Here is a 13524-nt window from a genome sequence, read left to right on the forward strand (position 1 = left end):
GGAGTCGCGGGCCCCGCTGCTGGGACGCGTGCCCGCGACGCACGGCCGCTCCTCCCGGTCCGCCCGCTCGGTCCGCCGACAGCAGGCGGGGCTCGGCACCAACTACCTCGGCAGCGGCCTCAACGGCATCGCCGCCGCGATCCTCGCCTACGAGCTGCTGATCTTCCTCTCGACCTCCGCCCGCTACAGCGACCTCGCGCCCGCGGCGATCGCCTGGGTCCTCGTCGTCCTGGCCTTCGGGTCCACCGTCCTCGCGATCCACCTCGGCGGACGCCGCCTGCCGCTCCCGGTCTACCTCTGCTTCCTCGTCGCCGTCGGAGCCGCCGTCGTGCTCGACCTGGTGGCCGTGACCGACTCCGGCGCGGCCCGCACCGTCCCCACCGCCGCGGTCGCGGGCGCCGTCGCGCACGCCGCGCTGATCGTCCACCGGCGCGGGATCGAGATCCTCGCGGTGAGCGCCCTCGTCGCGATCGCCGAGGTGATCGCGTTCCTCTCGATGGAGTCGGGCGGCGCGGGCGCGCTCTCGGTGCGCATCAGCGCCCTCGTGGTGACGATCGCGCCGGCCGTCGTCGTGGTCGTGATGATGCGCGGGTTCCGCCGGATGGTCCAGCTCGAGATCGACCGCGCCCTCGTGCAGAGCACCACGCTCGGCCCGCGCTACGCGGTCGGGATGCTCGCCTCGGAGGAGCTCGCACGGCTCGACCTCGCCGCCGAGCGCCTCCTCGCCGAGGTGGGCGACGGCTCGGTCCGCCTGCCCCTCGACGCCCAGCGCGCCGCGCACGCGACCTCGCTCGCCACCCAGCTCCGCCTCCACCTCATCGAGGGGCGGCGCGAGACCTGGCTGCACCACGCCGTGCTCGAGTCCGAGCTGCTCGCGCCGCTCGTCGAGCTCGACGACCCGGACGGCACCGCCGGGCTCCTCGGGCACCAGCAGCGCGACGGGCTCCTCTCGGCGATCTGGCTGATCGCCGACAGCGCGACCGGGCTCGCCGTGGTCCTCCACGTCGAGTCGGGCAGCCCCCGCGATCCCGGAGCCGGGACGGCCGCCCGAGGACTGCTCGTGCCGATCACGCTCCGCTCCTCAGGCGCGCCCTTGCGCGGCGTCGATCCTGCGACGTGGGAGGCTATCGCTCAGGTCGGCGTCTTCCGCGACACCTCACGCGACGGGGAGCTCCGGATCGAGATCGACTGCCTGGTCGAGAATCCCGCCGACCGGTGAGCAGCCGCCGAGAGACCGCCGACGACCGCCGACCGAAGGACACCGATGACACCCACCGCTGACGCGAAGATCACTCTCGCGGTCGTGGACGACCACAAGATGCTCCTCGGAGCGCTCACGGAGTGGATCCGCGGAGCCGCCTCCGACATCCAGCTGGTGGCCGCGGTCGCCTCCTGGCCCGAGCTGCTCACGCACCCCGAGTTCCCCGTCGACGTCGTGCTCCTCGACCTCGACCTCAAGGACAACATCCCGATCTCGGTGAAGCTCTCGACCCTCAAGACCACCGGGGTGAAGACCGTGCTGATGAGCACCTACTCCGAGCCCGCCGTGGTCCGCGAGGCGCTCGCCTCCGGAGCCCTCGGCTACCTCGTGAAGACCGAGGACGCGGACATGATCGTCGAGGCGATCCGCGCGGCCAAGGACGGCCACTCCTACATCTCGCACGAGCTCGACATGGCGCTCTCCACCGGCGACTCCGACGGAGCGCCGAAGCTCAGCGCGCAGGAGCGCCGCGTGATGGCCCTCTACGGCGGCGGCGAGCCGGTCAAGTCGGTCGCGTTCGAGCTGGGCATCTCGGAGGAGACGGCGAAGTCGTACCTCAAGCGGATCCGCGAGAAGTACCGCGTCGTCGGCATCGACGTCGGCACGAAGGTGGCGCTCCGCAAGCGCGCCATCCACGACGGGATCCTCATCGAGACGGACTGAGTCCTCTTCCGTGGCGGTCCCTGCCCGCCACGGCGCGGTCGGCTTCACGACGTGGTGCGTTCCGCAGAGCGGGGTGCGTCGCCCGGCATCGATCCGCTGGCACGCGCATCGCTGTCGGCGGGCTCCACGAGGGCGCGGCGGTCCCCGCCCGCCGCGGCGCGGTCGACTTCAGGACGCGGCGCGCTCCGCGGAGCGAGGTGCGTCGCCCGGCATCGATCCGCTGACACGCGGATCACTGTCGGCGGGCTCCACGAAGGCGCGGCGGTCCCCGCCCGCCGCGGCGCGGTCGACTTCACGACGTAGTGCGTTCCGCAGAGCGGGGCGCGTCGCCCGGCATCGATCCGCCGGCACGCGGATCACTGTCGGCGGACTCCACCTCGTCGAGCGGCGGCCACCTGCTCCTGCAGTCGAGCCGGGCGGGCGTGCCCGAGTCGCGCCGGTCGAGTCGCCGTGGGACGCGGCGCATCGAGGCCCACCAGGCACGGACAACGGGTCGCTGCTGGTCGAGAGGCCGCGGGACGCGGGGCATCGAGACCCACCGGACCGGGACTGCCCGTGCTGCTGCGGGCCCGCGTCAGGGGGCCAGGACGGCGACCGTCAGGCCGGGCGTGGCGGCGGGGGCGTCCATCGCGGCGAGGGCGGCGGGCAGGTCCTCGAAGGCGATGGTGCGGCCGACGGAGTCGGCGGGGCGCAGACGGCCGGCGACGATGTCGTCGAGGAGGGCCGTGTAGCCGCTCCGGGCGATGCCGTGGCTGCCCAGCAGCTCCAGCTCCTGGGCGATGACCCGGCCGAGCGGGATCGCCGGTGCCGCGTCGGGCCCGAGGAGCAGACCCACCTGCACGTGCCGGCCGCGCGGACGCAGGGCGGCGATCGACGCCTCCGCCGTGACGCTGCTTCCGACGGCGTCGACCGCCAGATGCGCACCCCCTCCGGTCGCCGCACGGATCGCCTCGGCGGCACCCTCGCCTCCGGGGACGGTCACCGCCCCGAGCGCGGCTGCGGCCTCCCGCGCCGGGGCGGAGACGTCCGACGCCACCACACGGGCCCCGGCCGCGAGCGCGACGATCACCGCGGAGAGGCCGACTCCGCCGCAGCCCAGCACCGCGACCCACTCCCCCGGGGCGACCCGGCCGCGCTCGTGCAGGGCGTGGTACGCGGTCCCGAAGCGGCAGCCGAGACCGGCCGCCTCGACGAAGCCGACGGAGTCGGGCAGGCGCACCAGGTTCAGGTCCGCACCCGGCACGGCCACCGCCTCGGCGAACGACCCGTCGAGGGTGAATCCCGGCTGCTGCTGCCGGAGGCACACCTGCGTCGCCCCCTCCCGGCACTGCTCGCAGTCGCCGCAGGCGAACACGAACGGCGCCGTGACCCGGTCACCGACCGCGAAGAGCGACACCTGGGCTCCCGTCGCGATCACCGTCCCGGCGAACTCGTGCCCGGGGATCTGCGGCAGGACGACCGAGTCGTCGTGCCCCTTCCACGCGTGCCAGTCGCTCCGGCACACCCCGGTCGCCGCGACGCGGACGACGACGCCGTCGACGGGGCAGACGGGCTCCGGGACCTCGACGATCGCGGGGAGGGCGGAGAAGGACGAGTAGCTCACGGCGCGCATGCCGAGAGTCTTCCAGAGGCCCTGGCCGCGCTCTGTTTACAGCGCGTCGACCGGGATGCCGCCGGTGCCCGGCTGGGCGGGCTCGCGGTGGACCGGGTAGACCGTGCCCCGGGCGCGGTCGATCGCGATGCTGCCGAAGGCGAGCACGATTCCGGCCGCGGTCAGGCCCACGCCGACCCAGATGGGCGACAGGTAGCCCAGTCCGGCGGCGATCGTCAGGCCGCCGAGCGCGGCACCCACCGAGTTGCCGATGTTGAGGGCGGAGTGGTTGAGCGCGGCCGCGATCGTCTGGCTGTCGCGCGCCACGTCCATCAGCCGGGTCTGGATCGCGGGCGACGCGGCCGCCGAGAAGCCCGCCGAGAGGAACGCGAACACCACCAGCCCGACGACCGACGAGGCCGACAGCGCGAGCCCGATCAGCGAGACGCCGACGCCGGCGAAGAACACCACCAGCGCCCGCCGCACGTCGCGGTCGGCGGCCCAGCCGCCGACGAGGTTGCCGACGGTCATCCCGAGGCCGATGACGACCAGGATCCACGGGACCGCGCCGAGCGGCAGGCCCGTCACCTCGGTCGCGAGCGGCGAGATGTAGCTGTACATCGCGAAGAGTCCGCCGAAGCCGATGGCGCCGACGAGCAGGGTCATCCAGACCTGCAGGCGCCCGAACGCCCGCAGCTCGTTGCGGACGGTCGCCGCCGGATTCCCGGGTTGCGCGGGCACCAGCAGCTGGACGGCCACGACGGTCAGCGCGAAGAGCACCGCGACCACGAGGTAGGCGCTGCGCCAGCCGGCCACCTGCCCGACCCAGGTGATCGCGGGCACGCCGATGACGTTCGCGATCGTGAGCCCGGAGAGGACGAACGCGACTCCCTTGCCGCGCTTGCCGGGACCCATCAGGTCGGCGGCGACCAGGGAGGCGATGCCGAAGTAGGCGCCGTGCGGAAGCGCGGCGACGAAGCGCGCGGCGAGGACGAGCGGGAAGCTCGGGAGCAGCGCCGAGCCGATCGTCCCGACGGTGAAGGCGACGAGGAGGGTCAGGAGGAGCCTCTTGCGCGGCCAGCGCGCCGCTGCGGCGGCGATGGTGGGGGCGCCGACCACGACGCCGAGTGCGTAGGCCGAGATCAGCATCCCGGCCTGCGAGACGGCCTGCTCCTGGCTCACGGCCCAGACCCCGGGGAGGAGGTCGGCGGCGAGCTGCGGGAGGAGCCCCATCGCGACGAACTCGGTCGAGCCGATGCCGAAGCCCCCCATCGCGAGGGCGAGCAGGGCGAGGCGGGTCCGAGCGGGCGAGAGCGTCACCGGTCAAGGCTACTCAGGATCGGGCGGATGTCGAATCGATTCGAGAAAGCCCGGACACGAGAGGTCTCGGCGCGGACCCGCTACTCCCCCAGCGCGTCGTTCAGCCGGGCGATCTTGCCGTCGATCTCGCCCGAGTAGCCGGGGCGGATGTCCGCCTTCAGGACGAGCGACACGCGCGTCCCGAACGCTCCGACGGCCTCCGTCGCGCGCTTGACGACGTCGAAGACCTCGTCCCACTCCCCCTCGATCTCGGTGAACATCGAGGTCGTCCGCGACGGCAGGCCGCTCTCGCGGACGATGCGGACGGCGGCGGCGACGGCGTCGTGGACGGACGCGTCGGGCGCCTCGCCCCCGGACGGTGCGACCGAGAATGCGACGAGCATGGGTGCCTCCTTGACTGCGCGCACCGCGTGCCGGCCCCGCGCCCTCCGAGCCTACGAGCCCTGGGGCGCCAGGCGGGTCTCGCCGGTCAGCGACGATGCGGAAGTCGTGGCGCCGGGTGCGACGACCCGCGCCGTCCCCATCCTCCACAGCTCGCGCAGCAGCCAGCCGAGCAGCACCACGAGGAGGATGTTCCGCACGGTCAGCACGAGCACCATCCACCAGTGCGACCAGAGGAGGAAGAGGTAGAGGTACGGGTAGACCACCTGGGTCAGAGCCGCAGTGACGAGCGTCAGCTTCGCGGGCCGGTCGAACGCGCCGTCGCGGCACGCGATCAGCCCGGCGATCACCGGCGGCGCGAGCCAGACGATGTACTGCGGCGAGAGCACCTTGTTGGTGTCGATGAACACGACCACGAAGGTCAGCGCGAGCAGCGGGAACAACCTGGCGGGGTCGGCCCGGCGGGCGAGAGCACGGGCACCCAGCAGGGCCACGCCGAGCATGGCCAGAGCGAGCAGCGGGGTCATCAGGCTCGCCGCGAACTCGGTGCCGGGCCCGTGCATCTCGAAGGTGTTGATGTCGGCGGCGTAGTAGACGTAGCTCCCCGATCCCGGGAGTACCGACAGCCACATCCAGGGAGTGCTCACGACGGCCTCGATCTGGAGGCCCCGATCGGTCTGGTCGGTGACGAAGCTGAAGACCTGGTCCCCGCCGCCGACGAGGACGACCGCGAGCACGATGATCACGGAGGCGACCGCGGGGACGAGGATCATCCGCAGCCGTCCGCGCAGGACCAGCACGGCAGCGGCGAGGATCGCGGCCGGCCACACCTTGATCCAGGTGGCCACGGTCAGCAGCAGCGCCGCGACGCCCGGACGGGTCGCCGCCCAGAGCATCCCGGCGATGGCCGGCGGCGCGGTGAAGGCGTCGATGCGGCCGATGGCGATCGGCCCGAGGAGGACGAGGAACAGCAGCCACCAGCGCGCCGCCGCGAGGCGCGGTGCCGACCGGCCGCGCAGCAGCAGGGCGAAGGCGGCGGCGTCGGCGAGCGCGACGAGGACGAGCCACATCAGGTCGTAGCCCGCCGAGCCGAAGAGCCAGGAGGCGGCGATCGGGCCCCAGGCGAGGATCGGGTAGACCCAGCCCGTGTCGATCCCGGCGATGCCGCCGCCCTCGACGGCGGTCCTCATCCACTCCTTGTAGACGATGCTGACGTCGCCCATCGGCAGACCCGGAGCGAACAGCGCCAGGAGGGAGAGCACCACGTGCACCAGCGCGAAGGCGCCCCAGAGCACGGCGACGGAGTCGCGGTTCTCGCGCAGCCGGGCGAGGGGGCGGGAGGACGCTCGAGGAGGGGAGGACGGCACCGCGTCATTGTAGAGGGGCCGCTGAACGGGACCCTGGCAGCACCTGAGCCCGCCTGAGAGCGCCGCTCCCGCCGGGCATCGGTCCCCCGGCGGCGTCGGTCGCCGCCGGGCGTCAGCAGACGGCGGGCGTCAGCAGCCCGCGGGTGTCAGCAGCCCGCAGGCGTCAGCAGCCCGCGGGCGTCACGACCCGGTGAACTCAGTAACCGGCGAACGCGTCGGTGCGGATCCGCTTCGCCCCGGCACCGCGCAGGGCGCCGCGGACCGAGTCGACGAACGACGGCGACCCGGAGACGTAGCCCACGCGGCGGCCGGCGTCCGGCACCGCGTCCGCGAGCAGCTCGGCGGTCAGTCGGCCTGTGACGTGCGACCACCGTGCGGGCAGGTCGGTCGGCGCCTCCTTCGAGCAGAGCACGACCCGGGCCCCCGACTCCTGCAGCAGGTCGCGGTACGCGACCTCGGCGAGGCTCGGCGCGGCGACCACGACGACGACGTCGCGCCGCGGACCGTCCGCGAGCGAGCGGAGCTGACTGGCGAACGGGGTGATCCCGATGCCGCCCGCAACCAGCAGCAGTGGCACGGTGGGATCGGCCGGCAGGACGAAGTCACCGCCGACGCTCGTCGCCCGGAGCGAGTCGCCGGGCTCCAGAGCGGCGAGGGCGCGCTTGAAGCTGCTCGCCTTCTCCGGCATCCGCAGGGCGATCGCGATCTCGCCGTCGGACGGAGCGGAGGAGACCGAGAAGGTGCGCCGGCTGCCCCGGCTGTCGGCGCGGTGCGGCAGGTCGAGCTCGAGCCACTGGCCCGGCTCGAAGGTCAGCGGCGAGCGGGAGCGGAAGCGGTACTCCGCGATGCCCGGCGCCAGCACGCGGGTCGAGGCGAGCTCGAGCGTGTGCCGCCGACGCTGGCGGAATGCGAAGGCGAACGCGAGGGCGTTGCCGACCACGAGGCCCAGCTCCGGAGTGGCGGAGACGACGCCGATGTGGAAGGGAACGCTCGCCACGAGCGCTGCGACGACCGCGATGATCAGCTGCTGCGAGCGGCGCGGCGCGAGCGTGAGCGGCTCCGTCAGCATGAAGGCGCCGGCGAAGACGAAGGGGTAGGCCGTGAGGACCAGGGCCGCCGCGGCGCCGAGGTCCTGGCCGTTCTGCACCGCCTGCTGCACGGACACCCCGCCGGCGACGACGACGAAGACGGCGAAGACGGCCCAGCGGCGGACCCGCGCGACGATCAGGAGGGAACCCACGACGACGAACGGCCAGATCGCGCCACTGGCGATCCACCAGGCTCCGGCGTTGAGCCCGGTGAAGCCGATGATCAGCACGGCGACCGCGGCCGGGTTGAAGAGGTGGCGGCCCCGCCAGGCGAGGACGTACTTGGACGCGGCGGCGATCGCGCCGACGAGCGCGATCACGGCGAGCCCGCGGGGATCGGCCGTCGGGAAGAGGAGGCAGGCGATCAGCAGACCGGTGACGAGCGAGGACTCCAGGTGCGCGCGGCTCCGGAACAGCCTCGCGAGGACCGCGCTGACCAGGGCCGTCGAGGCGACGGCGACGAGCGTCGTGCCGAGGATCTCGAGCGGCGTCGAGAAGATCAGGCCGGCTGCGGCGTAGCCGACGGCGACGAGCAGGAGCGCGGCGAGCGTCATCCAGACCAGCCGGTAGGTGGTGACGCGGCCGAGGGCGCGGTCGAAGGTGCCGATCATCGGAAGACCTCTCCGGGGAAGGAAGGCGAGTAGTGGAGGGTGCCGTCGCTGCGGACGCGGACGAACTCGAAGTCGAAGCGCTCGGCGAGGGTCTCGGGCGGGCAGACGAACAGCGCGGTCGCGAGCCCGTCGGCGACGAGGGCCGTGTCGGCCACCGCCCAGGTAGCGACGATGCTCTCGACCGGAGCTCCGGTCCGCCCGTCGAGGACGTGGTGGAGGCCGCTGCCCCAGGCGCGGCGGTTGCTCGCCGAGCCGCAGAGCGCGCGGTCGCCGGGCACCGCCACTCCCAGTGCCTTGCTCGGGTCCCACGGGTGCTCGAGGCCGACCCGGACGGGTCCGGCTCCGATGCCCCGGAGGTCGCCGCTCGCGTCGACGACGGCGGGCCCGGCGCTGTCGAGCTCCTCGAGGACGAGGTCGACGAGCTGGCCCTTGCCCGCGGCGCCGACGTCGACGACGGTCCCGGGCTCGATCCGCAGGCCCGCCGCCCCGCGTCGGGCGGCGGCCCAGGAGGGAGCGGGGACGGCGGGTCCGCGCGGGACGAGGGTGTACGCGGAGTCGTAGCCGTGCTGCTCGAGAGAGCCGCCGACGAAGGGGGTGACCGCCCCGCCGGTCAGCTCGTCGAGCACGTCGTACAGTGCGAAGAGGTCGACCGCCTCGTCGGGGAAGACGTGCTCGCCTCCGGCCCGCAGCTGCGAGACGGCGGAGTCGTCACGGAACCGCGACCAGGTGCGGTCGTACTCCGCGATGCGCGCCTCGACCCGCGCGCGGTGGGAGGGCCCGAGCGGCTCGGCGGTGTCGATCTGCCAGCCGGTGCCGATCGCGTCGAACCGCCACGCGTGGCCCAGGACCGTCGGGGCGTCAGGCCGTGGCATCGGCCTTGATGGTCTCGACGGCGTCGTTGAAGCCGCCGGAGGTGAGGGAGGACCCCGACACCTTGGAGACCTTCAGCTCGTCGAGCTGCTTGCCGACGACCTCGCCCGCGATGCCGCCCGCGAAGCGCGACTGGTACTGCTGGCCGGTGGGGTTCTCCGACTCCGGGGTCACGGTCACGTCGGTGACGACGCCGTCGGCGAGGGTCAGCGAGACGCCCACCTTCTCGTTCCCTCCGGGCGAGGTGTAGGCGCCCTCGGCCTCGTAGGTGCCGTCGGCGTAGCTGCTGCCGCTCGCGGCGGAGGACGCGGCGCCGGTGGCCTCGGGGGCGGAGCTGGTGGCGGTGCTCGGAGCGGTGGTGGTCGCCGCGTCGGCGGCGTCGCTCCCGGTCGTGGTGGTGCTGGAGCAGGCGGCGAGCGCGGCGAGGGTGCCGGCGCCGGCGAGGAGGGTCAGGGCGTAGCGGGCGGGAGTCGTGGTCTTCGCGGTCATGTCTGTTCTCCTGGTCAAGGCGGACGCGGCGGATCCGACGGTAGAGGTGCTCGCTTCGAGCACCCGATGAGGCGGCGGTGCGGAGCCGGTGAGCCGGGCCGCGGGCGTCGCTTCCTCCAGGACAACGGCGGCGGTCCCGGTTCGGTTCAGCGCTCGTCCGACGGGCGTGTCAGCGCAGGAGTGCGGCGACCACTCCGGGCAGGTGCTCCGCGATGTCGAGCGCGGCGATCGGGCCGCCGGCGGAGGCGCTCCGTCCGGCCTCCGCGTGCAGGACGGCGGCCGCGGCGGCCACGGGGGCGAGGTCCTCCGCGGTCAGAGTCGCCCCGGCCGCCTCGGCGTCCGCGGCCCGACCGGCGAGGAGTGCGCCGAGCACGCCGCCGAGGACGTCGCCGCTGCCCGCGGTCGCCAGCCAGGGCGTGGATCCGGAGACCTCGAGCTCGACGCCGCCCGCGACGACGTGGGTGGTGCCGCCTTTGAGGAGCACGCAGACTCCGAGGCGGTCCGCCGCCCGGCGCGCCCACTCCCCCGGGGCCTCGGCGATCGTCGCGGCGTCCGCGTCCAGACCCGCTCGGCCGAGCACTCCGGCGAGCTCGCGGTAGTGCGGCGTGATGACGACCGGGCCTGCGGCCTCGTCGATCAGGTCGAGCGCGCCCGCGTCGAGCACCACCGGGACTCCCGAGTGCAGCTGCTCGATCAGGGTGCGCCGCTCCTCGTCGCTGCGGTCCTCGGCGCTGGTGCCGGAGCCGACGAGCCAGGCCTGCACGCGTCCCACCGCGGTCACGACCTCCGGCCGCCGGGCGAGCACCAGTCCCGCGGGCCGCTCCGGTCCGAGGTACCGGACCATGCCGACTCCCGTCCGCACCGCCGCCTCGACGCCGAGCACCGCCGCTCCCGGGTACCGCTCCGACCCGGTCGCGATCCCCAGCACCCCGCGCGTGTACTTGTCGTCGTCCTCCCGCGGCACCCTGATGCTCCGCGCCGCCTCCGCCGTCCCGACCCGCTCACCCATCCCGCCACCCTACGTCGCCCTGCGGCGGAGCCGCCCGGTGCCGCCGCAGCCGCACTGGTGCCGGAGCAGCGCACTGGTGCCGGCGCAGCCGCACCCCTCTCCCCTTGCTCCAGAGGGGCGCGGGTGCTGGAGGGGGCAGTCGCAAGGCGGAGGAGGAAGCGGTACCGGCGGTATCGCGCCCGACGACAACGCCGCCTCCAGCACCCGCGGGCGCGGGCCGCGGAGGGGTCGGATGCAAGGCGGAGGAGGAAGCGATACCGGCGTTATCGCGCCCGACGACAACGCCGCAGACGGCCCCTCCGCGGCCCGCGCCTAGCGGCGGGTGGCGTCGTCGACTTCGCCGACGAGCTCCTCGATGATGTCCTCGAGGAACAGCACTCCGGTGGCGCGTCCCTGCTCGTCGAACGCCCGGGCGAGGTGGGCGCCGGTGCGCCGCATGATCGCGAGGGCGTCCTCGAGGTCGGTGGCCTCGAAGATCGAGGCGAGCTGGCGGATGCGCTTGGCGGGGACGGGGAGGCGGAACTTGGCGCCCTCCGTGTCGCCGTCGAGGTCGAGGACGTCCTTGAGGTGGATGTAGCCCTCGGGGGTGCCGTCCTCGCCGAGGATCACGTAGCGCGAGAAGCCGTGCTTGGCGACGGCGCGCTCGACGTCGGCGGGAGTCGCTCCGCTGGGGAGGCTGACGATCCCGTCGAGAGGCAGGGCGACGTCGTGGACCTTCTTCTCGGTGAACTCGAACGCGGCGAGGAGGGTCCCGGTCGAGTCGCGGAGCGTGCCCTCGCGGGTGGACTGGTCGACGATCGTCTGCACCTCCTCGAGCGTGAAGGTGCTGTTCGCCTCGTCCTTGGGCTCCACCTTGAAGAGGCGGAGCACTCCGTTCGAGACCGCGTTGAGGGCGACGATGATCGGGCGGAGGACCCGGGCGATGGCGACGAGCGGCGGCGCCAGGAGGAGCACGGCGCGGTCGGGCATCGAGAACGAGATGTTCTTGGGGACCATCTCGCCGAGCACCACGTGCAGGAACGACACGATCAGCAGCGTGATGACGAAGGCGACGGTGCCGGAGAGCTCGTCGGGAATGCCGACGGCGTGCAGCGGCACCTCGAGCAGGTGGTGGATCGCCGGCTCGCTCACGTTGAGGATCAGCAGCGAGCAGACGGTGATGCCCAGCTGCGTGGTCGCGAGCATCAGTGTGGCGTGCTCCATCGCGGCGAGCGCGGTGATCGCGCTGCGGCGTCCGCTCTCCGCGAGGGGCTCGATCTGGGAGCGGCGCGCGGAGATGACCGCGAACTCCGCTCCGACGAAGAAGGCGTTCGCGGCGAGGAGCACCACGAGCCAGGCGATTCCGGCCCAGTCACTCATCGTCGGACTCCTTCCGTCCGCGGTGTCCGCGGGCGACGTCGGCGAGCGGGTCGGGGATCCCGTCGGGATCCGCGTCGGGATCGGGCGTGAAGCGGAGGCGGTCGATGCGGCGGCCGTCCAGGCGCTCGACGCGCAGAGACCCGCCCTCGACGTCGACCCGGTCGCCGACGGCGGGGAGGCGGCCGAGCTCGCTCATCACGAATCCGGCGACCGTCTCGTAGGGCCCCTCCTCGGGGATGTGCACGCCGGCGCGGTCGAGGACCTCGTCGGGGCGGAGCATGCCGGGGAAGGTGGTGGAGCCGGGGAGCTTGACCACGTCGGCCCGGGAGCGGTCGTGCTCGTCGGCGACCTCGCCGACCAGCTCCTCGACCAGGTCCTCGAGCGTGGCGACGCCCGCCGTGCCGCCGTACTCGTCGACGACGACCGCGAGCTGGAAGCCGCGTCCGCGCAGCTCGGTGAGCAGCACGTCGAGCTTCATGGTCTCGGGGACGCGGAGCGGCTCGGAGCGCAGCGCCGTGACCGGGACGTCGGACCTCTTGCCGCGGGGCACGGCGACGGCCTGCTTGACGTGCACGACTCCGACGATGTCGTCGATGTCGTCGTCCGTGATCGGGAAGCGCGAGAACCCGGTGGTTCGGGCGAGGTCGAGCACGTCCTGCGCGGTGCTCGCGCGCTCGACCGTCGACAGGCGCAGGCGCGGCGTCATCACGTCGCCCGCGGTGAGGGCGGAGAAGCGGAGGGTGCGCCCGAGCAGGTCGGCCGTGTCCTCCTCGAGCAGTCCGGCGCTGGCGGAGTGGCGCACGAGGCTCGAGAGCTCCTCGGCGCTGCGGGCGCCCGAGAGCTCCTCCTTCGGCTCGATGCCGACCAGGCGCAGCAGGGCGTTCGCACTGCCGTTCAGCAGGGCGACGGCCGGGCGGAACACCGTCGTGAACGCGGTCTGCAGCGGCACGACGAGCTTCGCGGTCGCCCGCGGCAGAGCGAGGGCGAAGTTCTTGGGGACCAGCTCGCCGAGGATCATCGACAGCAGGGTCGCGATGACGATGGCGACCACCGTCATGACCGGCGCGAGCGCCTCCTCCGGGATGCCGAATCCGCTGAACGGCTCCTGGAGCAGCGTCGAGAGGGCGGGCTCCATCGTGTAGCCGGTGAGCAGCGTCGTGAGGGTGATGCCCAGCTGCGCGCTCGAGAGGTGCGTGGAGGTGACGCGCAGGGCCGCGATGGTCATGCCCAGGCGCGTCTCGCCGCGGTCGCGACGGGCTTCGAGATCGGCCCGGTCGAGGTTCACCAGCGCGAACTCGCTGGCGACGAAGACGCCGGTGCCCAGGGTCAGCAGCAGGCCGACGCCGAGGAGGAGCCACTCAGTTCCCACGGTGGTCGCCCCCGGTCACGAGAGGGAGGTGCGAGGAGGGCCGGACGGGGCGGGCCGGCGGAGCGGCGGACCGTGAGCGGCGAGCGGGAGTCCGAGGAGCACTGCAGTGAGCGGAACAGGCCGGATGCGCAGAGGGAGGGTCGTCC

At 73.5% G+C, this 13524-nt stretch carries 12 protein-coding genes; 2 read left to right on the forward strand and 10 right to left on the reverse strand.

Going from position 1 to position 13524, the window contains the following annotated elements:
• Positions 1 to 28 precede the first annotated feature (28 nt).
• Together C5C54_RS01255 and C5C54_RS01260 are read left to right on the forward strand one after the other, a co-directional pair.
• Positions 29 to 1219: a hypothetical protein gene (locus C5C54_RS01255; RefSeq protein ID WP_146078764.1), complete on the forward strand. Its 1191-nt coding sequence runs from the start codon at positions 29 to 31 to the stop codon at positions 1217 to 1219.
• A 45-nt stretch (positions 1220 to 1264) separates the two neighbouring features.
• A complete protein-coding gene (locus C5C54_RS01260) occupies positions 1265 to 1924 on the forward strand; it encodes a response regulator (RefSeq protein ID WP_104224447.1) in 660 nt (219 codons plus the stop codon).
• Between the two features lie 574 nt (positions 1925 to 2498).
• Here the strand turns inward: C5C54_RS01260 and C5C54_RS01265 are convergent.
• The 10 genes from C5C54_RS01265 to C5C54_RS01310 all read right to left on the reverse strand — a co-directional run bounded on the left by C5C54_RS01265 (position 2499) and on the right by C5C54_RS01310 (position 13378).
• Positions 2499 to 3536: an alcohol dehydrogenase catalytic domain-containing protein gene (locus tag C5C54_RS01265; RefSeq protein WP_104224448.1), complete on the reverse strand. Its 1038-nt coding sequence runs from the start codon at positions 3534 to 3536 to the stop codon at positions 2499 to 2501.
• 36 nt (positions 3537 to 3572) lie between these two features.
• The gene (locus C5C54_RS01270; RefSeq protein ID WP_104287674.1) at positions 3573 to 4787 is read right to left on the reverse strand and encodes an MFS transporter; all 1215 of its coding nucleotides are present in this window, start codon (positions 4785 to 4787) and stop codon (positions 3573 to 3575) included.
• Positions 4788 to 4915: 128 nt separating this feature from the next.
• A complete protein-coding gene (locus C5C54_RS01275) occupies positions 4916 to 5218 on the reverse strand; it encodes a thiamine-binding protein (RefSeq protein ID WP_104224449.1) in 303 nt (100 codons plus the stop codon).
• 51 nt (positions 5219 to 5269) lie between these two features.
• A complete protein-coding gene (locus C5C54_RS01280; protein WP_104225503.1) occupies positions 5270 to 6583 on the reverse strand; it encodes a glycosyltransferase 87 family protein in 1314 nt (437 codons plus the stop codon).
• Positions 6584 to 6779: 196 nt separating this feature from the next.
• Positions 6780 to 8282 (reverse strand): oxidoreductase, encoded by a 1503-nt coding sequence (locus C5C54_RS01285; RefSeq protein ID WP_104287627.1) that lies wholly within the window; start codon positions 8280 to 8282, stop codon positions 6780 to 6782.
• Positions 8279 to 9154: an FAD:protein FMN transferase gene (locus C5C54_RS01290; protein WP_104287628.1), complete on the reverse strand. Its 876-nt coding sequence runs from the start codon at positions 9152 to 9154 to the stop codon at positions 8279 to 8281. The genes C5C54_RS01285 and C5C54_RS01290 overlap by 4 nt, the downstream gene beginning before the upstream one ends.
• Entirely contained in the window at positions 9141 to 9641 is a 501-nt protein-coding gene (locus tag C5C54_RS01295) for an FMN-binding protein (RefSeq protein ID WP_104224453.1), read from the reverse strand. The genes C5C54_RS01290 and C5C54_RS01295 overlap by 14 nt, the downstream gene beginning before the upstream one ends.
• A gap of 169 nt (positions 9642 to 9810) precedes the next feature.
• Complete coding sequence (locus C5C54_RS01300) at positions 9811 to 10650, reverse strand: ADP/ATP-dependent (S)-NAD(P)H-hydrate dehydratase (RefSeq protein ID WP_104287629.1); 840 nt, start codon at positions 10648 to 10650, stop codon at positions 9811 to 9813.
• 312 nt (positions 10651 to 10962) lie between these two features.
• The gene (locus C5C54_RS01305) at positions 10963 to 12009 is read right to left on the reverse strand and encodes a hemolysin family protein (protein WP_104224111.1); all 1047 of its coding nucleotides are present in this window, start codon (positions 12007 to 12009) and stop codon (positions 10963 to 10965) included.
• Positions 12002 to 13378, reverse strand: coding sequence for a hemolysin family protein (locus C5C54_RS01310; RefSeq protein ID WP_104224112.1), 1377 nt, complete (start codon positions 13376 to 13378; stop codon positions 12002 to 12004). Before C5C54_RS01310 ends, C5C54_RS01305 begins: the two co-directional genes overlap by 8 nt.
• Positions 13379 to 13524: the final 146 nt, after the last annotated feature.

The sequence above is a fragment of the Rathayibacter sp. AY1F2 genome (assembly GCF_002930885.1).
Taxonomy (GTDB): Bacteria; Actinomycetota; Actinomycetes; order Actinomycetales; family Microbacteriaceae; genus Rathayibacter.

Bases quoted from the DNA above. Each gene is read 5' to 3' on its own strand.
- C5C54_RS01260 (WP_104224447.1), top strand. From the start codon at position 1,265: ATGACACCCACCGCTGACGCGAAGATCACTCTCGCGGTCGTGGACGAC.
- C5C54_RS01265 (WP_104224448.1), bottom strand. From the start codon at position 3,536: ATGCGCGCCGTGAGCTACTCGTCCTTCTCCGCCCTCCCCGCGATCGTC.
- C5C54_RS01270 (WP_104287674.1), bottom strand. From the start codon at position 4,787: ATGGGGGGCTTCGGCATCGGCTCGACCGAGTTCGTCGCGATGGGGCTC.
- C5C54_RS01275 (WP_104224449.1), bottom strand. From the start codon at position 5,218: ATGCTCGTCGCATTCTCGGTCGCACCGTCCGGGGGCGAGGCGCCCGAC.
- C5C54_RS01285 (WP_104287627.1), bottom strand. From the start codon at position 8,282: ATGATCGGCACCTTCGACCGCGCCCTCGGCCGCGTCACCACCTACCGG.
- C5C54_RS01290 (WP_104287628.1), bottom strand. From the start codon at position 9,154: ATGCCACGGCCTGACGCCCCGACGGTCCTGGGCCACGCGTGGCGGTTC.
- C5C54_RS01295 (WP_104224453.1), bottom strand. From the start codon at position 9,641: ATGACCGCGAAGACCACGACTCCCGCCCGCTACGCCCTGACCCTCCTC.
- C5C54_RS01300 (WP_104287629.1), bottom strand. From the start codon at position 10,650: ATGGGTGAGCGGGTCGGGACGGCGGAGGCGGCGCGGAGCATCAGGGTG.
- C5C54_RS01305 (WP_104224111.1), bottom strand. From the start codon at position 12,009: ATGAGTGACTGGGCCGGAATCGCCTGGCTCGTGGTGCTCCTCGCCGCG.